28 protein-coding genes and 1 tRNA gene are annotated in these 26,342 nt (G+C 37.5%); 18 read left to right on the plus strand and 11 right to left on the minus strand.

Going from position 1 to position 26,342, the window contains the following annotated elements:
• Positions 1-10 precede the first annotated feature (10 nt).
• The 3 genes from trpB (at position 11) to lipB (ending at position 3,161) form a co-directional block, all read left to right on the plus strand.
• Positions 11-1,189, plus strand: coding sequence for a tryptophan synthase subunit beta (gene trpB / locus NBC122_RS10340; RefSeq protein WP_133440296.1), 1,179 nt, complete (start codon positions 11-13; stop codon positions 1,187-1,189).
• A 146-nt stretch (positions 1,190-1,335) separates the two neighbouring features.
• A complete protein-coding gene (trpA, locus tag NBC122_RS10345) occupies positions 1,336-2,118 on the plus strand; it encodes a tryptophan synthase subunit alpha (RefSeq protein ID WP_133440297.1) in 783 nt (260 codons plus the stop codon).
• 320 nt (positions 2,119-2,438) lie between these two features.
• Positions 2,439-3,161 carry a lipoyl(octanoyl) transferase LipB gene (gene lipB, locus NBC122_RS10350; protein WP_133440298.1) on the plus strand — a complete coding sequence of 241 codons (723 nt, stop codon included), beginning with the start codon at positions 2,439-2,441 and terminating at the stop codon, positions 3,159-3,161.
• A 420-nt stretch (positions 3,162-3,581) separates the two neighbouring features.
• Here the strand turns inward: lipB and NBC122_RS10355 are convergent, their stop codons facing one another.
• Both NBC122_RS10355 and NBC122_RS10360 read right to left on the minus strand, forming a co-directional pair.
• Positions 3,582-4,199: a peptide deformylase gene (locus NBC122_RS10355; protein WP_133440299.1), complete on the minus strand. Its 618-nt coding sequence runs from the start codon at positions 4,197-4,199 to the stop codon at positions 3,582-3,584.
• 4 nt (positions 4,200-4,203) lie between these two features.
• Positions 4,204-4,497 carry a putative quinol monooxygenase gene (locus NBC122_RS10360; RefSeq protein ID WP_133440300.1) on the minus strand — a complete coding sequence of 98 codons (294 nt, stop codon included), beginning with the start codon at positions 4,495-4,497 and terminating at the stop codon, positions 4,204-4,206.
• Positions 4,498-4,627: 130 nt separating this feature from the next.
• Here NBC122_RS10360 and NBC122_RS10365 point away from each other — a divergent pair, with 130 nt between their 5' ends.
• Positions 4,628-5,956 (plus strand): dihydrolipoamide acetyltransferase family protein, encoded by a 1,329-nt coding sequence (locus tag NBC122_RS10365; protein ID WP_133440301.1) that lies wholly within the window; start codon positions 4,628-4,630, stop codon positions 5,954-5,956.
• Positions 5,957-6,218: 262 nt separating this feature from the next.
• The gene (locus NBC122_RS10370) at positions 6,219-6,689 is read left to right on the plus strand and encodes a GNAT family N-acetyltransferase (protein ID WP_133440302.1); all 471 of its coding nucleotides are present in this window, start codon (positions 6,219-6,221) and stop codon (positions 6,687-6,689) included.
• 74 nt (positions 6,690-6,763) lie between these two features.
• Here the strand turns inward: NBC122_RS10370 and NBC122_RS10375 are convergent, their stop codons facing one another.
• Positions 6,764-7,213: a GAF domain-containing protein gene (locus NBC122_RS10375; RefSeq protein WP_133440303.1), complete on the minus strand. Its 450-nt coding sequence runs from the start codon at positions 7,211-7,213 to the stop codon at positions 6,764-6,766.
• Between the two features lie 13 nt (positions 7,214-7,226).
• A complete protein-coding gene (locus NBC122_RS10380; protein ID WP_133441106.1) occupies positions 7,227-8,654 on the minus strand; it encodes a TonB-dependent receptor in 1,428 nt (475 codons plus the stop codon).
• 56 nt (positions 8,655-8,710) lie between these two features.
• Here NBC122_RS10380 and NBC122_RS10385 point away from each other — a divergent pair, with 56 nt between their 5' ends.
• The 5 genes from NBC122_RS10385 (at position 8,711) to NBC122_RS10410 (ending at position 13,004) form a co-directional block, all read left to right on the plus strand.
• The gene (locus tag NBC122_RS10385; RefSeq protein WP_133440304.1) at positions 8,711-9,475 is read left to right on the plus strand and encodes an MBL fold metallo-hydrolase; all 765 of its coding nucleotides are present in this window, start codon (positions 8,711-8,713) and stop codon (positions 9,473-9,475) included.
• 115 nt (positions 9,476-9,590) lie between these two features.
• Positions 9,591-9,675, plus strand: a tRNA-Leu gene (locus NBC122_RS10390).
• Between the two features lie 855 nt (positions 9,676-10,530).
• Positions 10,531-11,064, plus strand: coding sequence for a YceI family protein (locus tag NBC122_RS10400; protein ID WP_165983212.1), 534 nt, complete (start codon positions 10,531-10,533; stop codon positions 11,062-11,064).
• Between the two features lie 39 nt (positions 11,065-11,103).
• A complete protein-coding gene (locus NBC122_RS10405) occupies positions 11,104-12,438 on the plus strand; it encodes a hypothetical protein (RefSeq protein WP_133440306.1) in 1,335 nt (444 codons plus the stop codon).
• A gap of 56 nt (positions 12,439-12,494) precedes the next feature.
• A complete protein-coding gene (locus NBC122_RS10410) occupies positions 12,495-13,004 on the plus strand; it encodes a hypothetical protein (RefSeq protein ID WP_133440307.1) in 510 nt (169 codons plus the stop codon).
• 161 nt (positions 13,005-13,165) lie between these two features.
• Here the strand turns inward: NBC122_RS10410 and NBC122_RS10415 are convergent, their stop codons facing one another.
• Positions 13,166-13,843, minus strand: coding sequence for a TIGR02117 family protein (locus NBC122_RS10415; protein ID WP_133440308.1), 678 nt, complete (start codon positions 13,841-13,843; stop codon positions 13,166-13,168).
• Positions 13,844-13,872: 29 nt separating this feature from the next.
• A complete protein-coding gene (gene queG / locus NBC122_RS10420; protein WP_133440309.1) occupies positions 13,873-14,829 on the minus strand; it encodes a tRNA epoxyqueuosine(34) reductase QueG in 957 nt (318 codons plus the stop codon).
• A 73-nt stretch (positions 14,830-14,902) separates the two neighbouring features.
• Between queG and NBC122_RS10425 the strand changes: the two genes are divergently transcribed.
• The 8 genes from NBC122_RS10425 to NBC122_RS10460 all read left to right on the plus strand — a co-directional run bounded on the left by NBC122_RS10425 (position 14,903) and on the right by NBC122_RS10460 (position 21,941).
• Entirely contained in the window at positions 14,903-15,190 is a 288-nt protein-coding gene (locus tag NBC122_RS10425) for a rhodanese-like domain-containing protein (protein WP_133440310.1), read from the plus strand.
• 245 nt (positions 15,191-15,435) lie between these two features.
• Positions 15,436-16,014, plus strand: a complete 579-nt coding sequence (locus tag NBC122_RS10430; RefSeq protein ID WP_133440311.1) for a porin family protein — start codon at positions 15,436-15,438, stop codon at positions 16,012-16,014.
• A 105-nt stretch (positions 16,015-16,119) separates the two neighbouring features.
• Positions 16,120-17,172 (plus strand): glucokinase, encoded by a 1,053-nt coding sequence (locus NBC122_RS10435; protein ID WP_133440312.1) that lies wholly within the window; start codon positions 16,120-16,122, stop codon positions 17,170-17,172.
• Between the two features lie 84 nt (positions 17,173-17,256).
• A complete protein-coding gene (locus NBC122_RS10440) occupies positions 17,257-17,829 on the plus strand; it encodes a YceI family protein (protein ID WP_165983213.1) in 573 nt (190 codons plus the stop codon).
• A gap of 75 nt (positions 17,830-17,904) precedes the next feature.
• Positions 17,905-18,471 carry a YceI family protein gene (locus NBC122_RS10445; RefSeq protein ID WP_133440314.1) on the plus strand — a complete coding sequence of 189 codons (567 nt, stop codon included), beginning with the start codon at positions 17,905-17,907 and terminating at the stop codon, positions 18,469-18,471.
• Between the two features lie 62 nt (positions 18,472-18,533).
• Positions 18,534-19,175 carry an alpha/beta hydrolase gene (locus NBC122_RS10450; protein ID WP_133440315.1) on the plus strand — a complete coding sequence of 214 codons (642 nt, stop codon included), beginning with the start codon at positions 18,534-18,536 and terminating at the stop codon, positions 19,173-19,175.
• A 362-nt stretch (positions 19,176-19,537) separates the two neighbouring features.
• Positions 19,538-20,956: an L-serine ammonia-lyase gene (locus tag NBC122_RS10455; protein ID WP_133440316.1), complete on the plus strand. Its 1,419-nt coding sequence runs from the start codon at positions 19,538-19,540 to the stop codon at positions 20,954-20,956.
• A gap of 355 nt (positions 20,957-21,311) precedes the next feature.
• Positions 21,312-21,941: a class I SAM-dependent methyltransferase gene (locus tag NBC122_RS10460; RefSeq protein WP_133440317.1), complete on the plus strand. Its 630-nt coding sequence runs from the start codon at positions 21,312-21,314 to the stop codon at positions 21,939-21,941.
• 305 nt (positions 21,942-22,246) lie between these two features.
• Here the strand turns inward: NBC122_RS10460 and NBC122_RS10465 are convergent, their stop codons facing one another.
• From NBC122_RS10465 to tsaE, 5 genes are all read right to left on the minus strand, one after another.
• Positions 22,247-23,074 carry an HAEPLYID family protein gene (locus NBC122_RS10465; protein WP_133440318.1) on the minus strand — a complete coding sequence of 276 codons (828 nt, stop codon included), beginning with the start codon at positions 23,072-23,074 and terminating at the stop codon, positions 22,247-22,249.
• A 343-nt stretch (positions 23,075-23,417) separates the two neighbouring features.
• On the minus strand, positions 23,418-24,260 hold the full coding sequence (locus NBC122_RS10470) for a prephenate dehydrogenase (protein ID WP_133440319.1): 843 nt from the start codon (positions 24,258-24,260) through the stop codon (positions 23,418-23,420).
• Between the two features lie 25 nt (positions 24,261-24,285).
• On the minus strand, positions 24,286-24,657 hold the full coding sequence (locus NBC122_RS10475) for a hypothetical protein (RefSeq protein WP_133440320.1): 372 nt from the start codon (positions 24,655-24,657) through the stop codon (positions 24,286-24,288).
• On the minus strand, positions 24,658-25,851 hold the full coding sequence (locus NBC122_RS10480) for an alanine dehydrogenase (protein ID WP_133440321.1): 1,194 nt from the start codon (positions 25,849-25,851) through the stop codon (positions 24,658-24,660).
• A gap of 81 nt (positions 25,852-25,932) precedes the next feature.
• Entirely contained in the window at positions 25,933-26,340 is a 408-nt protein-coding gene (gene tsaE / locus NBC122_RS10485; protein WP_133440322.1) for a tRNA (adenosine(37)-N6)-threonylcarbamoyltransferase complex ATPase subunit type 1 TsaE, read from the minus strand.
• Positions 26,341-26,342: the final 2 nt, after the last annotated feature.

Genomic DNA, 26,342 nt, shown 5'->3' on the forward strand with positions numbered 1-26,342 from the left:
AAATAAAATTATGAACTATCAAAACCCCGACAAAAACGGATATTACGGTGAATTTGGAGGCGCTTTCGTTCCCGAAATGCTGTATCCGAATGTAGAAGAGTTGCAAGGTCAGTATTTAGACATCATCAATTCAGAGGAATTCCAAACCGAGTTTCGTGATCTGTTGAAAAATTATGTAGGCCGCGCAACGCCACTGTATTTTTCTAAAAATTTGAGCGAAAAATACCAAACGCAGGTTTATTTGAAGCGCGAAGATCTGAATCACACCGGCGCCCATAAAATCAATAATGCATTGGGACAGGTTTTACTGGCCAAAAAATTAGGAAAGAAACGGATCATCGCGGAAACCGGAGCCGGTCAACATGGCGTGGCAACAGCAACGGCGTGCGCTTTGATGAATCTGGAATGCATCGTTTACATGGGCGAAGTCGATATCGCAAGACAGGCACCGAATGTTGGAAGAATGAAAATGTTGGGAGCTACCGTAATTCCCGCAACATCAGGTTCCAAAACGTTGAAAGATGCCGTGAATGAAGCGCTGCGTGACTGGATCAACAATCCTTCGACCACGCATTATATCATCGGAAGTGTGGTCGGTCCGCATCCTTTTCCGGATTTGGTGGCACGTTTTCAAAGTGTTATTTCGGAGGAAATAAAATGGCAGTTAAAAGAGATAATCGGGCGTGAAAATCCCGATTATGTAATCGCCTGTGTTGGCGGCGGGAGCAATGCTGCAGGAACTTTCTATCATTTTGTGGATGAACCGGCCGTGAAAATTATCGCTGCGGAAGCGGGCGGTTTCGGGTTGGATTCCGGAAAATCGGCAGCGACTACTTTCCTCGGAACTTTAGGCGTTTTGCACGGCAGCAAAAGTTTGGTAATGCAGACGGAAGACGGACAGGTCATCGAGCCGCATTCGATTTCTGCCGGTTTAGATTATCCGGGAATCGGCCCTTTTCATGCGAATTTATTTAAAGAAAAAAGAGCCGAGTTTTTCAGTATTACCGATGAAGAAGCGCTGAAATCTGCATTTGAACTGACCCAGATTGAAGGGATTATTCCCGCTTTGGAATCGGCGCATGCTTTGGCGGTTTTGGGAAAGAAGAACTTTAAAAAAGAGGACGTCGTCGTGATTTGTTTGAGTGGAAGAGGTGATAAGGATATGGAAACGTATTTGAAACTTTTATAGCATGATTTGGGCGACTTTTCCGTCTTCCACTCCCGCTTTTTTATATTGGTGGCTTCGGCTCTGCTCAGCCGCCAATATAAAAAGAGCTCCGTTCAAGCCGGGTCGCAGATTCCGCATTTTTACAAAACCCTATTTAAAAATAAAAAATGAATAATAACACCAGCATCCAACCTCCAACCTCTAACTTCGGACCTGAAAAGAAACTCAACATCTATTTCACCGCCGGAATTCCGAAGCTGAGCGACACGACGGAAATTTTAAAGCTCATCCAACATTCCGGAGCAGATTATATCGAAATAGGAATGCCTTATTCTGATCCGGTTGCCGATGGACCGGTGATTCAGAAAGCGCACGAAATTGCTCTGAAAAACGGAATGACCATCGCAGCACTTTTCGGTCAGCTGAAATCGGTGAAATCAGAAATGAATATTCCGGTTATTTTGATGGGATATATCAATCCTGTTTTAAGTTTCGGCTTCGAAAATTTCTGCCGGGAATGTAAGGATTCCGGGGTTTCGGGATTGATTATTCCTGACTTGCCACCGGTAGAATTTGAGAAAAACTACAGAACAATTTTAGAAAAATATAATCTGAATTTTATCTTTTTAGTCACGCCGGAAACTTCCGATGAAAGAATAAAATATTTAGATTCTTTAAGTTCCGGTTTTCTGTACGCCGTTTCAAGTTCCTCAACGACCGGAAATAATGCGAAGGAAATTAATAACGAAGAATATCTGAACCGACTGGCGAATTTAGGTTTGAAAAATCCTGTGATGATCGGTTTTGGAATTAAAAATAAATCTGATTTTGATCAAGTGACCGAAAAAGCAGCCGGCGGAATTATCGGAACTGCATTTGTGAATATTTTATTGAATAATGAGGATTGGGCAGAGAAAGCAGAAAGTTTTATTCGCAGCATAATAAATTAATTTTATAAATTTGTGGCTGAAAATCTTTAAACCAAAAAAGTCACAAAAGACTGATAAGAAAAAAGATATTCAAAAGGAAACAAAAGATACAAACCGATTTTCACTCCTCTTTATATTAAAATAAATCTTTGTTCTTAAAATTAAAGTTGAAAAGAAGCGGATTCCCGCAATAGGGATCGAAGTGGAAATCCTTTTTTGAAAAAAAAGATTGTAACGGATAGCCCGACCCGAGTTGGCGATGGAAAAGCGCTGTTAGGGCTTAAAGCCCTAACAGCGCTCAGCAAAGGCAACGAGGGGATTGCCCAAAAAATTAAAATAAAATGACAGACACACAGAATAGAACTTTACACTTTCAGGAATTAGGTTTGATGGATTACGAACCGGCTTTTGAATTTCAGGAAAAACTGATGAAAGAAATCATCGCTTTAAAACTTGAAAACCGAGGCCAACCCGATGAAATTCAGCATATAACACCGAATTATTTATTGTTTGTTGAGCATCCGCATGTTTATACGATCGGTAAATCTGGGGACGAACATAATATGCTCGCGAATGCTAAAAAGCTGGAGGAAATCAATGCGACTTTTGTGAAAACGAACCGCGGCGGAGATATTACTTATCACGGTTTCGGGCAAATTGTTGGTTATCCGATTTTGGATCTTGATAATTTTAAATCAGACATTTTCCTTTACATGCGGAATTTGGAGGAAGTGATTATAAGAGTGATTGCAGAATATGGCCTGAAAGGAGAAAGAAGTGAAGGCGAAACCGGAGTTTGGCTGGATGTCGGGAAACCGTACGCAAGAAAAATTTGCGCAATGGGCGTGAAGACTTCAAAATGGGTGACCATGCACGGTTTGGCTTTGAATGTAAATACTGATCTGCGCTATTTCGAGTACATTATTCCGTGTGGAATCAAAGATAAAGCGGTGACTTCGCTGCAAAGAGAATTAGAACGCGAATTTTCGCCGCAGGAAATGGATGAAGTCAAAGAGAAAATTAAAAAACATTTCTGCGAAGTTTTTGAAGCGGAAATTATTTAGTGGCTTCTAAGTTTTTAACCGCAAAAGACGCAAAAGTTTTATTTTAATCACTGTTCAAAAGTTTGCAAAAGATGGATGGTCGTACTTTTTGCAACCTTTTGAAATTCTTTTACTTGGAAGTCTTAGGATCTTTTGTCTCTTTTGCGGTAAAAATATTTAGTTTTCTATTGTATTTCTTTATACAATTCAACATTTTCGAAAGTCTTCATTTTCTGATTGTCAATTCTGAGAAGTTTTTAAAGCGGAAATTATTTAGTGGCTTCTAAGTTTTTAACCGCAAAAGACGCAAAAGTTTTATTTTAATCACTGTTCAAAAGTTTGCAAAAGATGGATGGTCGTACTTTTTGCAACCTTTTGAAATTCTTTTACTTGGAAGTCTTAGGATCTTTTGTCTCTTTTACGGTAAAAATATTTAGTTTTCTATTGTATTTCTTTATACAATTCAACATTTTCGAAAGTCTTCATTTTCTGATTCTCAATTTTATCAGAAATCAAAATTCCCGACAGATGATCGATTTCGTGCTGCAGAATTACAGCGGTAAATCCTTCCACAATTTCAGTGTGTTTCTTGCCATTTAAATCAAAATACTCCAACTGAATAACCTGACTTCGGTAAAAATAATCCCGGAAAACTTCGATGGATAAATCCCCTTCCGGACCTAAATTTAAAACTTCTGAAAACCACAGAATCTTTGGATTAATAAAATATTCCAACGGTGCTCCTTTTTTATCAAATCTTTTTGCCCAAATAATATTCCGGTTGATTCCGACTTGTGGCGCAGCGATTCCGACACCGCCGTCAGTTGAAATTAACGCTGACTTCATTCGGTTGACCAAAATTATGGTGTATCTGTTTTTTGGATCTGCATCGATCGACTGACCAAGTAAAACTTTATTTTGCAAAGAATCAGAGGTCTGGAAAATGGGCAAAGCGGTATCGGTATTTCCTTCTGTAATTCTGGCAATTTCCTGCTTGGTATATTTTTGTGAAAAAGTGAAAACAGAAAACAATATCAGTAACAAGGAATATTTTCTCATCCTATTAAAAAGTTTTGTACCCTTTATAAACCTGTGCAGATTTTTCTAACAGGGAAGCCGACTGATTTCTGAAGTTCATTAAATGGTCGGTGCCGTTATGTTGATGGTGATGTTCTTCGCTTTCCCAAAGTTCTACGATAAAGAAAAAGCCTTTGTTGGTATGATCTTCCACTAAATCATATTGCAGGCAGCCGTCTTCTTTTCGGGTTTCAATCACTAATTTTTTTAATAATTCGAGTGCGTCCATCAGGTTGTTTTCTTTGAACTGGAACAGGGCAACGATATACAGGTTTTTCATGGGGGTAAATATTTCTACAAATGTAAATATTGAATTTTTAAATATTGAAAAAAAATCAAAAAAGAGAGGTGAAAATTCATTATTTCCTAATCCATAAAAATTTTTATCTTTGTAAAAAGCGAAATAAAAAATGGCAGAATATAAATTACTACTTCCCTCAATGGGAGAGGGCGTTATGGAAGCAACGATTATCAGTTGGTTGTATAATGAAGGCGATACTGTAAAAGAAGATGAATCTGTAGTTGAAATTGCTACCGACAAAGTAGATTCCGACGTTCCGACACCTGTTTCGGGGAAAATTATTAAAATCCTGAAACAGAAAGATGAAGTTGCAAAGATTGGCGAAGCCATCGCAATTTTGGAAGTTGCCGGTACGGAGGACGGGCTCGCAGCTCAACCACAGGAACCAAAATCTGCGGACGAAGTACAAACTGAAATACCCAATGTAGATCCCGACGTGGTGAAAGGTTTGGAAGAAGCGATGGAAAGTTCAAAAACAGCGACCAGTTTCGAAGGATCCGATTTGTATTTATCGCCACTCGTAAAATCAATTGCACAAAGCGAAAAAATTTCCGACAACGAATTGCAGTCCATCAAAGGAAGCGGTTTAGAAGGGAGAATTACCAAAGAAGATATCTTAGCATTCGTTTCCAACAGAACTGCTCCGGCAGCGCCACAGGCAGCAGCAGTAGCTCCGGTTGCTGTAGCCGCAACTCCGCCTCCGTTTTCTGCACCTTTAAAAGTGGGAGCAGGCGACGAAATCATCCAAATGGACAGGGTTCGGAAAATCATCGCCGATGCGATGGTGAAAAGCAAACATACGGCGCCGCACGTGACTTCTTTCATTGAAACCGACGTGACAAACGTGGTAAAATGGAGAACGAAACATAAAGATTTATTCGAAAAACGCGAAGGCGAGAAATTAACGTACATGCCGATTTTCGTAAAAGCAATCGTAAAAGCCATTCAGGATTTCCCGATGATCAATGTCTCTGTGGACGGCGATAAAATCATCAAAAAGAAAAACATCAATATCGGAATGGCAACCGCACTTCCGGACGGAAATTTAATTGTTCCGGTCATTAAAAATGCAGATCAGCTGTCACTTTCCGGTTTGGCAAAAGCCATCAACGATTTGGCACACCGGGCACGGAATAAAAAATTGAGACCGGAAGATACCCAGGGGGCAACGTACACCATTTCCAATGTCGGAGGATTCGGAAACCTTATGGGCACGCCGATTATTCCACAGCCACAGGTTGCTATTCTGGCAGTCGGCGCTATTGTGAAAAAACCGGCGGTTTTAGAAACCAAAGATGGCGATGTGATTGCAATCCGCAACTTGATGTTTATGTCGCATTCTTACGATCACCGTGTAGTAGACGGTTCTTTGGGCGGAATGTTCCTGAAACATGTTCACGATTACCTTCAGAATTGGGATTTAGATACTGAAATATAATTTTCAGCAGACAATAAGATAAAAGCAAACCTTTGAGAATTTCTCAAAGGTTTTTTTTAGTGCCCGATTTAATTTTTAGCCACGAATGCACGAATTTTTATTTTTTCATTGCTATGAATATATTCTTATAATTTTAAGAAAGCAGTAAATTTATTCTGAAGTCTGATACAAAGATGTTTTATTAAGAGGAAAATTCGTGCATTCGTGGCCTCTAAAATTCTCTCAAAAACCTTAACTTTGGCTTTATAAAATATAAAAGCAAATGTTCCAGATTAGAAAAGCCACGGAAGCAGATACTCCGATTATTTTTGATTTAATTAAAAAACTAGCAGTTTATGAGAAAATGGAAGATGAAGTCATCACTTCCGCAGAAGAATTAAAGCAGAATATTTTTACCCACCAATTCTCAAAAGTTATCATTGCTGAAGAAAATGATAAGCCGGTTGGATTTGCTTTGTATTTTTACAATTTCTCCACCTTTGTTGGCAAACCGGGTTTGTATTTGGAAGATCTTTTCGTAGAACCGGAATACCGTGGAAAAGGATATGGTAAAAAACTCTTTATCGAACTTGCCAAAATCGCCAAAGCAGAAAACTGCGGCAGAATGGAGTGGTCGGTACTGAACTGGAATACGCCCGCCATTGATTTCTACAAATCGCTGCAGGCAAAACCGATGGATGAATGGACCGTTTACCGTTTAGACAAAAAAGGAATCGCAGATTTGGCGGAATAAAAAAATCTTCAGTAAAAACAAAAAGTGTGGACTTATAGAAAATCCACACTTTTTTTGTTTTAAATCAAATTTGGTTACATGATCTTTGCAACCTCATCACATAACCATTCCAGCATTTCCCTGTCTTCATCTGTGAAAGGATTTATCTTGTGGGAATCGATATCGATCTGTCCGATATTCACGCCGTCTTTCATAATGGGAACGACGATTTCAGCTTTCGTGTCGATGGAACAGCTTAAATAGTTGTCTTGCTCATGAACATCCGGCACCACGAAGGTTTCATTGGAAAGAGCAACCTGACCGCAAATTCCTTTTCCGTAAGGAATAATGGTGTGATCTGTGGGAGCGCCGACGTAAGGCCCTAAAATAAGTTCCTCTTTGTCTCCGTTTTTAAAGTAAAATCCGGTCCAGTTGAAATAGGAGATTTCCTGATCCAGTAACTGACAGATTTTCTGTAATTTAACTTCCGTGTTGTGCGCGGGACTTTCTATTATTGAAGAAAGACGTTTTTTTATTTCTGACATAATTGTTTTATTTTTAAGAGAATTCTTTGAGTTTTAGTTCTTCTTTATAACCGAACATTCCGCGTTCTTTAATTAAATCTGCCACGCCTTCCGGGACTTCTTTTTCCCATCCCGGGATGTGGTTTGCAATTTTATCGAGAATGATCCGGGAATATATTTCGGAATAATCTGGGTTGAAATTTTGTATGTCAACAATCCTTTTGTTGTGTTTAAAATATTTGTAAAGCTCTTTCAAACTGTCATTAACCTTTAAATTATTAGCGGTCAATAACTGTTGGGTTTCGGGATCTTTGTAAGGGTAGAGATAAACGCGCATTCCTTTTCTGAAAAATTTACCGAAGGCTTCCAAAATGCCTCCAGAAAGATTTTCATAATAATTTTCATCAAAAACATCTAACATATTATTCACTCCCATTGCTACGCCGATTTTTCCATTGGTATAAGGAGCAAAATAGTCGATCAGTCGGTAGTATTCTGAGAAGTTAGAAATGATAACGGTATATCCCAGTTTTCCTAAAACATCAACTCTGTCCAGGAAATCCCTTTCGTCGATATCTCCGGCAGCTCTTAAATTGGCAATGGTAATTTCAAACAAGACTTCGGTTTCTTCCTGACTGCAGCCCCAATCTTTTTTGAACATTTCCAGACCTTTTTCAAACATATCAATATTAACCAAAGTGACCGGACGGAAACTCCCACGAACCGCAAAAATGTTTTTCTTATAAAGAATATCGGCAGGCAACATATTGTTTCCCTCTGAATTGAAAATCACCGCATCGGTCATCCCATTCTTTACCAGCTGCAAACTCATCAGTCGGTTGTCAACATAGCTGAAAGCGGGTCCACTAAAATCGATCATGTCGATTTCTATATTATCTTTGGAGATGTCATCCAGGAGCGAGTTGATCATTCTGCGCGGATTATCAGCATAATTGAAAGCGCCATAAATAAGGTTCACCCCTAAGCTTCCTAAAGTTTCCTGCTGTAAAGTCGCATCATTTTCATTAAACTTTACGTGAAGGACGATTTCATTATAATCATCAGCTTCATGACACTGAAAACGCAATCCGACCCAACCATGACCTTTCATGGTCTTATCGAAATTAATGGTCGTTACGGTATTGGCATAGGAGAAAAATTTTCTACCCGGACAGGTTGCACGGGATACGCGCTCTTCAATTAAAGAAACTTCATACCGCAGCATTTTACGGAGTCGGTTTTGGGTAACATATCTGTTCTTGGCCTCTTTGCCATAGATAGCGTCACTGAAGTCTTTGTCGTAAGCTGACATTGCCTTTGCAATGGTTTGGGAAGCGCCGCCTGCTCTGAAAAAATGGCGGACTGTTTCCTGGCCGGCGCCAATCTCGGCGAAAGTGCCATAAATAGTTTGATCCAGATTAATCGCTAATGCTTTCTGTTTCGGTGTTAATTTCGGTTGAATCACTGTCAATTCTTATTTTTTGTAAATTTACCAAAATTAAACCAACATCAAAAAATATGAAGTTGAAATTTTTCGGAACCGGGACTTCGCAGGGAGTTCCGGTCATTGGATGCCATTGTGAGGTTTGCGACTCAGCAAATCCAAAGGACAAACGTTTTCGTTCATCGGCTTTGGTAACAACCGAGACCGGTAAGAAAATCCTCATCGACTGCGGACCCGATTTCCGCATGCAAATGCTTACAAATAAAGAAGAGCAAATCGATGCAGTGTTGCTGACCCATGAACACAATGACCATGTAATCGGATTAGATGATTTGCGTCCCTTGATTTTTCGCAATGGAAAAAATATCGACCTCTATTGTCAGAAAAGGGTAGGTGATGAAATAAAATTAAGATTTCCCTATGCGTTTGCCGATGTCAGATATCCCAGTGCTCCAGCTTTTAACCTTCATGAAATTGAAAAACCTTTTGCGCTTTTAGATACTGAGGTCATTCCTGTGGAAGTGTCGCACGGTAAGATTTCTATTTTTGGGTATAAATTAAAAGATCTGGTTTACATAACAGATGCGAGTTTTATATCGGACGGGGAAAAAGAAAAATTAAAAAATCTGGATTATCTGATCTTGAACTGCATTCGTAAAACAGGTTTACATCCTGCACATTTTATATTGCCGCAGGTTTTAGAACTCTTTGAGGAGTTAAAACCGAAGAAGATGTTTCTCACCCACATCTCTCATCACCTGGGTTTACATGATGAAATGGAGTTGGAGCTTCCGGAGAATGTGCATCTTGCTTATGACGGACTGGAACTGCTGTTATGATAATCAGGCAGTTAATTATTGTGGATTAAATTTTATGCGATAATTTTAAAAAAATGCGCAAATAATTTTCCTTAAATAAAAAATAATTCTATATTTGCACACCAATTTAAAAAGAGCCCGGTTGGCGGAATTGGTAGACGCGCTAGACTCAAACTCTAGTATCGCAAGATGTGCCGGTTCGATTCCGGCACCGGGTACCAAAAGCCTCTGCAATCATTGATTCGCAGAGGCTTTTTTTATGTTTTTTTACTCTGGACACAAAAAAAATCTCCAGTTTTACCGGATCATGATCAAAACTTGGGGACTAAGCAAAAAGTTTTGTCAATCTGAAGATAAAAAATGCTCTGTCTTTTACTCCTCTTAGTTGCATTCTGAAGTTTTTTATGGATCAGTTTCAAAACTTGGGGACTAGGCAAAAAAAATCTCCAGTTTTGACTTACGCTCTAAGGCAACCAAACTGCACCCATCTCCATAGCATCCCCTACTGTATGCTGACCTTATGCTGACTGTATGCCGACTCCTCCCGCAGTGTCACGTTTGTAAAATTGTTTTTCGACCGCACTGAAGATCTGGCATGTACTTAGAGCTCCGCAGATGTATAAGAACTTCAATACTATTTAAACTTCTTCAAAATTAAATATTTCTAGCTTTCTTTCCAAGTTTAGACCTTAAAAAAAACTGATTTAATGCGGTGAATGATCCTCACTATTTTTCTTTATTCTATTTAAGATTATCTTAAAATAAGTCATTTTTTAAAATAAATCGTCAATTTTATTATGATTTCTATCAAGTTTTTCGCTGACGTCATATTTGGGTTATTAACAATATTTAACACTATCGGTTTTTTTTTATTTAATTTCAAGATAAGGAGGTTATATTTTGTGATATGGGTAATTATAATTTGTTTTTATTGATGTTTTGATATTTTTTTAATATAATAAGATATATGTCATTTATATTAAACGCTATTTATTATGAATCTAATAATTATTGGGATATCTTTGTACTACAAAATGATGGTAAACCCAACTGATAAATATTTAAAATTAGATACAATGAAAAATTTAGTAAACTTTAAAACACTGATCCTCGCATTCGGAATGTTTTCAGGATTAGTAGCTGCCCAAAAAATTAACAGCAGCAACGTAAAAACTACAGTTTCTGGAACGTCTACTTTACACGAATGGAGCATGACTTCAACCAGTGGTTCTTTTTCTGGAAATGTTTCCGGAAATGCTATTCAGGATATTACTTATAAAATGGGTTCTAAAACCTTGAAAAGTGGAAAAGGACCGATGGATGCTAACGCTTATAAAGCGATTCAGGCAGATAAATATCCGAACATCACTTTTACGGCGGCTTCAGTAAATATGGGAAAAGGAACAATGACTGGTAAATTGACAGTAACCAACGTCACCAAAACAATTACTTTTCCCGTAAATGTTACAAAAAATGGTAATTCTTACACCGTTTGGGGCCAGACAAGTATCAAAATGACTGATTACGGAATTACTCCGCCGGCATTTATGATGAATACTGTTAAAACAGGAAATGAAATCACAATAACAGTTAATGCTGTTGCCAACTAAAAATCAACAAACAAACAATAACAATTAAAAATTAAGAATATGAAAACTATGGTAATCAGAGCCTCGATGCTCGCAGCATTAGTTACAGGAATCAGTTTTGTCAGTGCACAAGAAGTTTCCACTTCAATGAGAGACTATTTGGCTCCGGAAAAATCATCACGTAATGTGTTTGAAGACCCAAAAGGGGAGTCTCCCGCTTTTGATGGTATAAAAGTTTCAGTTGGTGGTGATTTCGCATTACAGTTTCAAGGGCTGGATCATTCTACAAAAGCTCCGTCTTTAGGAGTTGTAACCGGAACGACTACGCCGAATACATTACAGGTAATGGGTAAAGATTTTAACCTTCCTACCGCTAACTTAGATGTGAATGCTTATTTAGCAAAAGGTCTGAAAATGCATTTAAGAACTTATCTTTCTGCAAGGCATCATAACGAAGCTTGGGTGAAAGGAGGATATATTCAAGTTGATAATCTGGATTTCATTAAAGAAGGTTTCGCTGCCGATATTATGAAATATGCGAGAGTGAAAGTTGGTATGGATGAGATTAACTACGGGGATACTCACTTCAGAAGAACGGATAACGCAAAAGCAATCAATAATCCATTTGTAGGAAATTATATTATGGATAGTTTCACAACAGAGGCTTTTGGGGAAGCATACGGGTTTTATAAAAATTTCATAGGAATGGTAGGTGTTTCCAACGGAAAATTAAACCAAACTCCTGTTAAAGGAACCAGCTGGAATTCACCTTCTGTTTATGCGAAAATCGGTTATGATAAACAGATCAGCCAGGATTTGAGAGTAAGATTGACAGGATCATTCATCCAGACGAACGGTTTAACTACTGGTGGCAATTTATACAGTGCAGATAGAGCAGGAAGTCGATATTATTACGTACTTCTAACTCAAAATGATTTAATGGGAATGAATAACCAGTCAACTGGAAGATTCAATCCTGGATTCAAAAAAGTACAAGCGGTTCAGGTGAATCCATTCATCAAATATCAAGGTTTAGAATTCTTCGGAGTTTATGAATATGTTTCAGGTAATAAAGCAAGTGGATTGACGGAAAGAACTACAGACGGTGCTTATACTCAACTGGGTGCAGAATTACTTTACAGATTTGGAGGAGCTGAGCAATTCTATTTCGGTGGAAGATACAACTCTGTCAGTGGGAAAGATGATGAGGTCTCAGCAGAAAGAAAAATCGACCGGTTTAACTTAGGCGGTGGCTGGTTTATGACTAAAAATGTACTTGCAAAAGTAGAGTATGTAAATCAGAAATATAACGATGACGCAGTTTGGGGAGCAACAAGTGCTCTGAGAGGCGGTAAGTTTAATGGGATTATGTTTGAAGCGACCATAGGTTTCTAATTATTAAATATTCAGGAAAAAGGGGTGATTATGAACCCCTTTTTCTATCTAAAATCATGAAAAATAAAATCATCATATTCGCAATCCTCCTTTTTTCGGCAAATGCTTTTGCACAGAAAAATGGACTGGAAATCAATGGCTGGACGAATGTCAATACTTTTAAATGCAGCCATCCCCGGTTCAAAAACTCCGGTTCTGTGTATTCTTTTACCGGAAATCAGCTCCCGAATATCAGCGTATCAGTAGATGATTTTGATTGTCGAAACAAAATGATGACGAATGATTTTAGAAAAGTCTTGCAGTCAGATCACTATCCAAATCTGAACATCAGATTTTTAGAATTCAAAAAATCAAATTCCAATAAATTTGAAGCAGTTGTAGAAGTGAAAATGATGACCGTTGCAAGAAAATATTCAATAGAATTTTCGCTCTACAATAACAGTTTAGTTGGAAATAAAAGATTGAGATTTTCGGACTTTAAGATTGTGCCACCAAAGAAAATGGGCGGTATGGTCTATGTGAAAGATGAGCTGGATCTCGTCTTCAGTTTAGAAACAAAAGATTAAATTTAATTGATTTTCTTTTTTTAAAGTTCCTTTAACCGGGAACTTTTTTATTGCTGTTTACTCAGGTGTTCTCCGGAGATTTCCTCTCTTTTCTGAGATTCGGCCAGTTTCACCAAACTTCTGTTGACGTCTTTATAGAGTATTTAAGGTGGGAATCAAGGCTATTTGTAGTGCTGAAAAATCCCGAAATCTGTCGGTGTCCAAAGTGCCGCTTTTTGTCCGGCTGCTTTTAAAGCGTCATTCGTCCAGGTATTACAGGTGTAGAGGAAACTGTAGCTTCCTTTGGCTTCATAAAATGAATCATTATTTCCATAAACTGCTTTTGTCGGAATTAAAATATTCTGTCCCGCCGCATTTTTATCAAATTTAGAATCTACAAAATGAATTAAATCTGCATATTCAGATTCAGTAAGCATTATTTTTTTACAGTCATTACCTTCTTTCATCGTTTTATAAAAGGTGCAGTGCATCGCCGAATCGCCCAACCAAAAAGCCGCATGAAAGGCCGTAGAAACTTTCAGTTCTGCCCAGGTTGGCGTGTCCAGATAGAAGCCCTTATCGCCCCAGCCAATTCCCACATAATTAAAATCGGTGATTTTAGAAGCCGTATTTTCAAATAATATTTTTTTGCTCCAGTCAATCTGCTCGTTTTTAATGGGAAGCACGATGTCAGTATGAACGCCGTTGGTGTAAAGATAAACAGGGATTTCTGCCTTTCCGGCCGTCGCTTTTTTCTGAACCGGAATCAGAGGAATTGTTAAGGCAAGAATAACGTAGATGAGGACTAAACCAACAATTCCGGCTAAACATTTGAGGATAATTTGGAGCGTTTTTTTCAATGTAGATTTTATTTATATAAAAGTGAATATTATTTTTTTTGAAAATCAGGAATCTCAGAAGCAGTCAGAAATTCTATATTTCTTTTTAGCCCAGCAAATTTCGTTCTTTTTACGGGTGATTTTCGAAATAGTTCTGAAAATAATTCTTGAGAGAGTTCCTGCCATTCCGTTTTCTCTAAAGTGGCAAGCAAAGGACTAGGCTTAAATTTTTCCTGGTGATGAGGTTTTGAAAATCGGTTCCATGGGCAAACGTCCTGGCAGATGTCGCAACCAAACATCCAGTCTTCCATTTTATTTTTAAAACTTTCGGGGATTTCGTTTTTCAATTCGATGGTCGCATAAGAAATGCATTTGCTTCCATCGATCACTTTATCAGAAACGATCGCATCTGTTGGGCAGGCATCGATGCATTTTCTACAGGAACCGCAGTGATCTTTCGTCGCAAAATCTTCCTGAAGTTCCAGATCGCAAATGATTTCCGCTAAAAAATAAAAAGAACCCGTCTGTTTGGTGATGAGGTTGGCATTTTTTCCCACCCAGCCAATTCCGGATTTTCTCGCCCAGCTTCTTTCTAAAATAGGCGCAGAATCTGTGAAAATCCGGCATTGGAAATCACCGATTTCATCTTGAAGTTCAGCAACCATTTCGCGTAGAATTTCTTTGATAATCTCATGATAATCCTCACCATAAGCATACTTAGAAATCTTCAACTGATCAATTCCAAACAGATCTTCTTCCGGGAAATAGTTGTATGAAAGAGAAATTACCGATTTTGAACCCTCAACCAGCAACCGCGGATCCAGTCGTTTGTCGAAATAGTTTTCCATGTAAGCCATTTGCCCGTGGTAATTTTTGTTCAGCCAACTTTCAAATGGTTTAGCATCTTCTTCTAAAAAATCAGCCCGTGAAATCCCACAATTTTGAAAACCAAACTTTTTTGCTTTGGCTTTGATAAGATTCGAATAATTTTCTGGACTTTGTAACATAGATTTCCTTGCAAAACTAACAATATTTTATAAATTTGTGTCTTAAATCTTTACAACCAGTAAAAAACAAAATATGTCAATAGAAGAAATTTTAAAAGCAGGAAATTACCATTTAATAGATGTCCGGGAACCAATGGAACTTGAAATGGATGGCGAGATAGAGTCTGCCCTGAATATTCCTTTGGGAGAAATCCAGGATCGGAAAGATCAAGTAGAACAGCTAAACGGTCCGAAAATATTTTTCTGCAGAAGCGGAAACAGAAGCGGCAAAGCCATGGAGTTTTTTAAATCTCAGAATGTAACGGAGGTTTACAATGGCGGAGGTTACGCTGATATGCAGCAGGCTTTAGAAAATCTGTAAAAAATAATTGCTTTATAAAAGAGGAGTTGATGGTGAATCAGCTCTTTTTTTTGTGCCATTTTGTAATGTGCCACTTAAAATACAAATAGTCGTTAATAAATCTAAATGGCTGTTTGAATTTAAAACAAAATTATGGTGTTGATAGTCAGTTGGCTGGCATTTTTGGATTTCAATTTTAACACAATATTATCAATTTTGGCATGATTTTGACAAGTCTATCTTTGTAGAATTTAAAATTTAAAATTATGAAATCAATGAAGAAATCAATCTTTGCATTAGGATTAATGACAGCGGGATTAATGAGTGCACAAAGTGCTGATATGACAAACATGCTGAAAGTAGGGATCAACGGTGGTATAGCTGTTCCTGCAGAAAATGCTGGCGGAACTGTAGGTGTAGATGTTTCTTACCAGAATCTGATAACTCCTGGCTTCGGTTTAGGTATCGCGACGGGGTACAGCCACTTCTTTGGTAGAAATAATACCGTAAATGGTGTTGATATTGATAACAATGACTTCGGGGTAATTCCTGTTGCAGCTTTGATCAGATTCTATCCAAAACAAATGGGTTTCTATCTTGGAACTGATCTTGGTTACGGCTTCATCGTTGGTGATGACAAAGTTGCTTCTAATGTAGGATCGCCCGATCGACCAGATGGTGGCTTCTACATCAAACCAGAAATCGGTTACCATAATCAGGACTGGAACTTCTCTCTTCAGTATCAAAAAACATTTACCGGAAGTAAAGGAGAAATCGGAGATCAGAAATACAACGCTGGTGCAATCGGTGTAGGAGTGGGTTATAACATCCCGTTGGGTAAATAATCACCGTATAAATTTTTAGACCTTCTTTGGCAACAAAGGAGGTTTTTTTATTTTTTAAGTGCTGTTTTAAAAACAATTATTATCTTTGGTTAATAACATTATAACATGGAAACTAAAAATAAATTCAATCTTTTTTTACCCGGAATTTCTTCAGAAACGAACGATAATATCTCTTTGATCGCAGTTGATCTCAGAGATCAAAAAACGGTTATCGGCCTTTATGCCACTGAAAACAGACGCATATTTCTGAAAATGGAAAAATCGTATTCTACAAAAGAATTCAGTTCTTTTTCTGAAATGGTGATGGGATTTATCAATGAAAATTCTTTGGAAAATATTGCAAAAATTGCAGTTGCAGTACCCGGTCCGGTCATTGGCGGTAAAAGCCAGCCGCAAAGGTTACCCTGGAAATTAGATGCCGCCGAAATTAAAAAAAACACAGCCATCAGTGAAGTTTATTTGATCAATGATTTAGAAGCCTCCGCTTACGGGTTAGAACATGTAGCAGAAGAGGATTTCGTTAAAATCCATGATACGGCAAATTTTACGCCGGGCAATGCGGTGCTGTTGGCGCCCGGTGATGGTTTAGGTGAGGCAGCTCTGTTTTGGGACGGCCAATTTCTAAGGCCATTTGCGACCGAAGGCGGCCACTGCGAATTCTCACCCAGAACGAATGACGAAGTAGAGTTTTACTCTTTTTTACAAAAAATATACGGTATCGTAAGTTGGGAATCTGTGCTTTCCACAGGAGGTTTATTTAATGTTTATCGTTTCCTGAGAGACGTTAAGCGGCAGGTGCAGCCCGACTGGCTGAGCAAGGAAATCGAGGCCGGTAATTTCACTCAAGCCATTATTCATGGAGCGATTGAGAAAAAAGACCGGATCTGTACCATGACGATAGAAACATTTTTGGTGTTTCTCGCCCGTGAAGCCAACAGTTTGGTTCTCAAAATGAAAGCAACCGGTGGATTATTCCTGAGTGGAGAGATTCCCGTAATGCTGGAACAATTCCTTAATAATAAAAAGTTTTATAAAAATTTCATCATCAGTGATAAAATGGAAAATATCCTAAAAGATATTCCGATTTATTTAGTAAAAGATGAAAAAACAATTATCAACGGAGCAGCATTATACGCCGCTTTCTCTGAAAAATCTTAATTCTTATAGCATCCTTAAAACTTCGCCGAAAAGCGAAGTTTTTTAATTTTTAAAATAATTTTGATTAAGATGAATACTATGTTAATGAAGAAGTTAGCACCTTTCATATTCGGTTTGTTTTCACTGATGGTATTTTCTCAATCCAAAACAATTCTATCATCTGAGATTCGCTGGAAAGCGTACAAAACCTTAAAAACAGAATCGCTTTCTCATTTTGGAACAGTCAACTTAAAAGAGGGAAATCTGATTTTTAAAGGGAATGATTTGGCGGGAGGCAGTTTTGTGATGGATATGAAAACCATCGATGCCGCAGATATGAATGAAGATCCCAAAATGAAAAAAATGCTGGAGAATCATTTGAAAAGCGATGATTTTTTCGACACGAATAAATTTCCAACAGCGTCCTTTCAGATCAAATCTGTAAAGAAAATTAACAGCAATGGATACAATTATCAGGTGGCGGGACCATTGACAGTCAAAGGAATTTCTAAAAATATTTCTTTTCCGGTAAAGGTTTTTCAAAGCAATGCTGTTTATACTTTGACTTCTGCTCAATTTACCTTTAACAGAAAAAATTACGGATTAAAATACAATATTTTCGAGGACATGCTGATCAGCAATGAGGTCGAGATAAATGTTACTGTTAAGGCTCAATAAAGTTTTCTTATCCTACATCAATACTTTGTTACTGAAATTTTAGATACTTTTGCAGTTCAAATTTAAATAATAAGAATGAAAAATTTAGTATTAGCAGCACTATTAGCTGGAGGAATGATGTTTGGGCAAACCAAAAAAGTAACTGATTCAAATATTGAATGGTGGGGGTATAAATTAGCGAAAACAGAAGCTTCATCGCACAACGGAGTCGTTAATTTGAAATCAGGAGATGTCGTGATGAAAGGAAACAATATCGTTGGAGGTACTTTCTCTTTGGATATGAACAGCATTAATGCAACCGATTTATCCGGCGAATACCAAACCAAATTAAACAACCATTTAAAAACCGGAGACTTTTTCGAAACCGACAAGTTCCCGGTGGCGACTTACAAAATTACGTCCGTAAAAAAGAACAGTAACAAAGCATTTCCTTATATGATTTACGGTAATCTTACCGCAAAAAATAAGACAAATCCTGTGGCTTTCCCAGCGAAAATTTCTTTGAAAAACGGAGTGTTGAATATCGTTTCAGATAAATTCAGTTTTGACCGTCAGAAATTTGATATCGCTTATGCTTCAGCGGCAAAAGATGTAATTGTGAAAGATGAAATCGATATGATCATCAATGTTACTGCGAAATAACTTTAACAAAATATTAGTATAGAAAGAGCAGCATTGTCTGCTCTTTTTTCTATTTTTGAGGGATGAAATTATACGTGGTCAGCGGACTTGGAGCCGATTTTAAAGTACTGGAAAAAATAACTTTTCCACAAAATTTAGAAGTCGTCTTTCTGGACTGGCTCATTCCGTCAAACCATGAAGATTTTCAACATTATGTAAAAAGAATGGCGGACAGAGTTGACGCGTCCGAACCTTTTGCCCTGCTTGGCTATTCCTTCGGTGGGATTCTCGTACAGGAAATCGATAAAATTAAACCCGCTGAAAAAATCGTTATTCTGGGGAGCATCAAATCGGATAAAGAAAAATCGAGGTTCATTAAATTCGGAGAAATTACCAGGATTGCTAAAATTTTACCCGAAAAAATGTTCAATGTAAAATCTGCTGCCATTTATTCCTTTATGAGAAAAATAGTCGATCCGAAAAATCCTAAAATGTTACAGTATCTGAAAGTCACCGATCCTTATTATTTAAAATGGGGAGTCGAGCAGGTGTCCAATTGGAAATTTGATGAAAATCCAAAAGTCATCCAGATTCTGGGGAGCAAAGACATTGTATTTCCAGTGAAATATTCTAAGCCGGATCATATCGTGCAAAACGGAACGCATCTTTTTCCGGTAACCCAGCCAAAGCAGGTTTCTAAGATCTTAGCAGAAATTTTCAAATAATCAATAAATTTTCATCTAGAAAAAACTTTCAAATCTGCGGGAATTTACATCCTGTTTCTACTGGCTTTTCAAGCATAAATTATACTGATTTTCACTGATTCTTTTAGAGATCTAAAGATTGTTTTATGTGTAAAATTACTTTTTAATTAAAATAAATGAGCGTATTTATCTGTAGAAATCTGTGATATGTATGCGAAGAAAATCCGCTAAATATACCGGAGTTTTCCATCTAATTTCCAATTAATATTTACCGAAATTTAAAAAGTATTTTCATCTAAAATTTGCTTCAAAAAATATCAAAAATAGAATTATCTTTGTCATCCACTCAATTTTAGTTTAATGCTCATCGCATATTATATATAATGGAATCAATCAGTGTTTTTGAAATTATAAAAGTAGGAATCGGACCCTCGAGTTCGCATACCATGGGACCGTGGAACGCGGCGGAAAGTTTTATTAGAAAAATAAAAACCGATCATCAGGTTCAGGAAGTAAAAGAAGTTTTTGTGGAATTTTTCGGCTCACTCGCTAAAACCGGAATCGGCCACGGGACCGATATCGCCGGAATGCTCGGCCTTTCTGGTGAAAATTTCAAAGAGATCGATACTTCGAAAATTGATGAGAAAGTAGCAGCTATCAAATCTTCAGATACTTTAAATCTGAATGGTGAAAAAGTAATTCCATTTATTTATGGACATCATTTGATTTTAAACAAACAGAAATCACTCGATTTTCATCCAAACGGAATGATTTTCAAAGCCATATTTGAAAATGGCGAAGAATTAATTCAGGATTACTATTCTATCGGAGGCGGATTTATCGCGACCCAGGAAGCCAATTCTTACGAAAACCATTGTACCAGGACCCTTTATCCTTGCCATAACGGAAAAGATATTGATAAGAATATGGCAAAACTAGGTTTAGATAAAATTTCAGATCTTATTTTCCTTAACGAAGAATCCTGGCGAAGCAGAGAGGAAACTGAAAAAGAAGCCCTTTATATCTGGCAACAGATTAAAGAATGTATTTACAAAGGCGTCAACAAAGAAGGGATTCTTCCCGGCGGTTTAAATGTTACCCGTCGTGCCGCAGGTTTGAACAGAAAATTACTTGGTGACAAAATTTATAAAAATATTCATGATTGGTATCAGTTACTCATCAATGCTGATGTAAGTTTTACCAATATCAACAAATGGGTTTCCTGTTTTGCCTTGGCCGTGAACGAAGAAAATGCAAGTTTCGGCCGGATTATTACCGCACCAACCAATGGCGCGAGTGGCGTAATTCCTGCTGTACTGATGTATTCCCAGGTTTTTACCGATTTCAAAAGTGACGATAATATCATCAGGTTTCTTTTGGTAGCCGGCGAGATCGGAACGCTTTTTAAAAAGAACGCCACCATTTCTGCCGCGATGGGAGGTTGCCAAGCGGAAATCGGAGTTTCGTCCGCTATGGCCGCTGCCGGTCTTACCGAAATTATGGGTGGCACGCCCGGTCAGGTTCAAATGGCTGCTGAAATTGCGATGGAACATCACCTCGGCATGACTTGTGATCCGATTGGCGGACTGGTGCAGATTCCGTGTATCGAGCGCAATTCTATGGGTGCCATCAAAGCGATTACTGCGGCGAATATCGCCTTAGAATCTGATCCTACCAAAGCGCGCGTCACTTTAGACGAAGTCATTCAATCCATGTGGGAAACCGCTCAGAGCATGAATGACCGCTTCAAAGAAACCTCAGAAGGTGGCCTCGCCATCGCCGTGAACGTCGCTGAATGTTAGATTTTTCTCTTTAATTTTCAGGAGCAAAATGTAAAACCTGAATTACTGCAAAAAGCAAAAGAAATTAGAGAAAGTCAGATGGGAATTGGATGGCCTTTGAAAGCAATTTTTAGTTTTTCATTTTTAATATTCCCTGATCAATTAATAGTGAGTGTTATACTTGGGATTAGAAATGAAAAAAGAGTATAGATAACACATTATTTTAAAAAGCAATTTAAAACTTTCATCGATAATTTTTGCAATCAATGAGATTTCCTGCAGGTATAAAGTAGTCCTGTTTTTACCTAAGATGCAGAAATATAAACTGTTATGGATTAATGTCAAAAACGAACTGTAAACAGAATAGTCAAAAAAAATGAACATACAGCAAGCCTACAATATTTGGTCTGAACAATATGATACCAATGAGAATAAAACCAGAGATCTGGAAGCAGTTTCACTGCGGGAAAATTTAAAGGGACATCATTTTGGTAATTGCCTTGAAATAGGTTGTGGAACAGGAAAAAATACCGAATGGCTGGCGACTTTTTCAGATTATGTTGTAGCGGTAGACTTTTCAGATGAAATGCTGACAAAGGCGAAACAGAAAATAAAGGCGGATAATGTGAAATTTATTCAGGCCGACATTAATAAAGAATGGAATTTTACGGAGAATACCAAATATGATTTAGTCACTTTCAGTCTCGTTTTAGAACATATCGAAAATCTGGATATCATCTTTCAAAAACTAAGCGAAGTCATCAATTTAAATGGAATGATCTATATTGGTGAACTTCACCCTTTTAAGCAATACAGCGGTTCAAAAGCAAGGTATGAAACTGCAGACGGACTTCAAGTACTAACCTGTTTTAATCACCATATTTCAGACTTTGTAAGTTCAGCGATTAAACATAATTTTCAGTTGGTAGATCTAAAGGAATACTTTGACGGAAGCGACAGAAATACCATTCCAAGAATTTTGACAATGATATTTAAGAAGAAATAAAGAAGATCAAACATTTCTAAAATATATGCGATCTCTTATTTAGGAGCTTTTACCTAATAATTACCCTAAATCATTCATTTCCAATCAACTTTTCTAATAATTCACAATTCTCTTTTCTAAGGCAGATTTAAACTTCAGAAGTTACGTAATGCATTTATTCAGAGTGTTTTATGTGTTTTCTTTAATTTGCTTGAAAATAAGAACCCACATTAGGATGTTATTCAGGTTAAAGAAAAATATAATAAAGTCAATTAATAAACTTTATTTCGCTGCCAATGGAGATTTTGCTTTATCAAAATCCATCATTACAATTCATAAATCACCCTGAAAAAAGAACTGAATTTTTCTTTACTTTTTGTAATCGGAAAACCTGCAACAAGACCAATTGCCAATGCTTTATTGATTTGAATTTTCCCCTGAGGATGCATTATCATTTCAAACTTTCCGTCTACAATCTCTTTGTTGAATTCAATGCCAACAAAATGTGAAGAATTTGGGATCGCATAATCAACTGAAGTGTTAATCTGCCAATCCACATTGGTGTAATCTGTATTAAACCGATGTTTAAAAATAGGACCTGCAAAAATTAAAGAGTGAAAATTAGCGCCCCAGCGTTTTGCCGCAATAAAAAACGGACAGTATTCTAATCCCTTTATCAATGGCTTATCATCTAAATCTTCAAAAGCGGTAAAACCTATAACTTGGGTGTAACCAACAGCAAGTGTTGTATTGTATTTGGTCGAAACGTAAAAGGAATATTGCGCAGACAGTCGTAAATTATCAAATCTGTTTTTAGGAATATCTTGGGCGTTGCTTATCTTTTTAAAGAATGCAAAATCTGTTTCTATTTCGAGGCCTAATCGGTCGATAGGAGCAAATTCATATTCTGCTAATACCGCATATTCACTATAATCCGCTGTGTTTTTAAAATCACCTGCAAGATTAATTTCTTTCTCTCCTTTCCTGGCCCCCAAATCCCTTACTAAGTCGATATACAGAGGCTCAATATGATGTACTTTTGGAATTTTGGCAGGAGGACTAGCAATTGGGATCTCCTGAGCACTGGTAACTGTACCGCAAAATAGCAATACGAAAAGAATCAAGTTACCGCTTACTTTTACTCGATTTTCCATTTTAATGCCTTGTAAATGAGATTACAAGTAGTAAAGTTAGAAAAAAGTTAGGACACAAATTTTTTTTGAAGGTATTTTTTTTGAGGTAAACCAAAAATTTAACATTCAGAAATGAACACTATAAATGATGCAATTCCAAAAAAAACCGCTAAATTTTATTTAATTAATCCTGAGTTGTTTTTTTTAATCTCGTGTTTTTTAAGCTGTTTTTTATATCTAATGATTGATTCAATAATCGGATTAATATGGAATCGTTTTTTAAAAAGTAAAACAATGTAGGTTAAACTTCACTAATCTATAAAAATTGCCACAATAGATCTAAACTTGAGCCTTGTATCGCTGCTTATCTCAAAATCCCCCGAATCTTATTCGCATTCCGGATCAGTTCTTCCAAATAATCGTAGTTCTCTTTTTCCAGCGCCGATTTAAATTTACGCAGCTGCGTAATGTGCTCATTCAAAACATCCAACACATTTTCTTTATTCTGTCTGAAAATCGGAACCCACATTTCAGGATGGGATTTTGCCAAACGAACTGTGCTGGAAAAACCGGAACTTGCCAACTGAAAAATAGTATCTTCCTCGCGTTCTTTTTCCAACACGGTATTTGCCAGGGCATAAGAAGTGATATGGGAAATATGAGAGATATATGCCGTGTGAATATCATGACTTTCGGATTCCATATAAAGAAGATTCATTTCCAGGTATTCTGCAACTTGTCTGGCCATTTTCAACGCATCTGGCGCTGAATCTTCCTGATCACAAATTACACCGGCTCTTCCTGAAAAACTGTCTGATACTGCTGACTTTGGACCCGAATTTTCTGTTCCCCACATCGGGTGAAAAGCCACAAAACGGCTTCTGTTTTTATGATTCTCTACTCCTTTTACAATTCCAGCTTTCGTAGAACCAACATCCATTACGGTTTGTTTGTCGGTGACCAAATCTAAAATTGCCGGCAGTAATTTTCTGGCTGAATCCACAGGAATGGCCAAAATAACGAGATCAGAATTTTGGATTGCTTTTTCCAATGACAAACTTTCATCGATAATGCCCAGTTCTTTTGCTTCAACCAGATGCTGTTCATTTTGATCGACGCCGTAAACGTAATCTGCAAAATGTTTTTCCCGTAATTTTAAGGCAATTGACCCACCAATTAAACCGACACCGATGATGGTTAATTTCATAACAGTTGATTTGCCAATACAGAGATTAGCGTAATTTTTTTAGACTTTGGAAATTCGATTGTTCTGTACATTTTTCAAATCCGATTTCGTATCGGGGATTTTTCTTGGGATAAGTCAAAATATAACTGGGACATGGTTTTTTCTGCGCATCACTTTTTTCAAAATCAACATTTCCTTTGGTAATAATACTGTCTTTCAGAAATTTCTCATCGATTTTCAGGAATTCCATTTCCGCTTTAAAGCTTTCGGAATAGGTGAATTCTTTTGATAATGTTTCTGCAATCACCCTGGAATTAGGAAGGTACCCGCTGCAACTTGCCCCTTTTTTGTTCAGAATAAAAAATACAATGATAAGGCCGGGAATTAATCCCAGTAAAAAAAATTTGGCTTTTCTCATTTAAAAAATTAAAAGATTGATATCATGATAAGTCAGATCAAAACGGTCGCAGATCATCTTCTTCGTATGGCGACCTTTATACATATAAAGCGATTGCTTCATTTCATTTTTGTGGATAAGCACGTTTTCGAAACCGCCCTCTTCATCATAATTCAAAAGATAAGAAAGGAAGAAATTAGAAACTGCTTTCGTAGTGGTTCTGGGCATTTTTGAGGTTAAGTTGGGTAAACCACAATGAATAACGCCATGCTTGATAATATACGGATTTTCCATGTCGGTCAGTTCCGAAGTCTCAATCATTTTTCGGTTATCGATGGTTACATCGATAATGACACTTCCTTTTTTCATTCCCATAACCATTTCTTCGGTAACAATAGGAACTGCACTTAATTTTGCAAGTGCTCCGATTACTACATCAGCCCTTTTTAAACTCTTTGCTAATTCTTTGGGATCGATGATAGAAGTAGGAACACGCCCATCAACCATCATGTGCAGACGGCGAAGTTTCGACAGGGAATTGTCAAAAACTTTTACGCTCGCTCCCAGACCTAAAGCTGCTTTGGTTGCGAATTCACCTACAATCCCAGCCCCTATAACGACAACCTCTGTTGGACGTACGCCGGTAATCCCACCCAACATTAATCCATTTGAAAGGGCTAATAATTCTGCTGCATAAAGAATAGAAATACTTCCTGCAATTTCGCCAATCAGTCGTACCAAAGTCAATTGCTTGTACTCATCAGCAATGAATTCGAAAGCGATGGCATTGATTTTTTTCTCGGCCAATTTTTTAAAATACTCTTTGTCGCGAAGATTGATCTGTAAAGCTGAAACCAAATAGGAGTTCATTTTCAGCATATCAATCTCTTCTGTAGTCGGAGGATTTATTTTTAGCACCAGCTCCTGTTCAAAGGCTTCCCGCGGACTGTGAGTGATGAGCGCTCCAGATTCAGAATATTGCAAATCCGTAAAAAAAGAACCTTCACCTGCTCCGGATTCTACAACGATGTGATGTCCGTTTGCTACTAATACCTGCACGGCGTCGGGGGTTATACAGGTCCTTCGTTCGTTAAGACAAGTTTCTCTTGGAATTCCTATGCTGAATTGTTTTTCCTTTTTAACGATTTCCAATTTCTCCTCTTGAGGGAGTAAATCCTGTTCCGAAAATGGGGTAAAAATATGGGTATGACTCATTTTATAAGTTTTGATAAGGAAGCTGATTCAAAAAAATCAGTATGCAAAGATACAATGATTTGATTATTAATTGGGCAAATTCTACCGGAAGTTAATGATGCGGTATTCTCCATCATTTTCAATGCTCATTTCGTGATGGGGGAAATGGGCGAGTTCGGCTTCATACACTTCTGGCCATTCGATAATGCATAAAAAAGAATTGTCCAGATATTCGTGGATGCCGATGTCTTCAACTTCATCGGTGGATTTCATGCGGTACAGATCAAAGTGAAAAACGTTTCCCTTCGGGGTGTCATATTCGTTTACAATCGCATAAGTAGGAGAGGAGACTTCATCCTGGCTTCCTAAATTTTTCAGAAGGAATTGGGTAAATGTTGTTTTTCCTGCGCCCAGATTTCCCTTCAATAAAAGAATATTATGCTTAAATTCTGGCAGAATTTGATCGGTTACCTTTTGCCAGTCTTCAATTTTATTAATTTTAAATTCCATGT

Source organism: Chryseobacterium salivictor, assembly GCF_004359195.1.
Classification (GTDB): Bacteria; Bacteroidota; Bacteroidia; order Flavobacteriales; family Weeksellaceae; genus Kaistella; species Kaistella salivictor.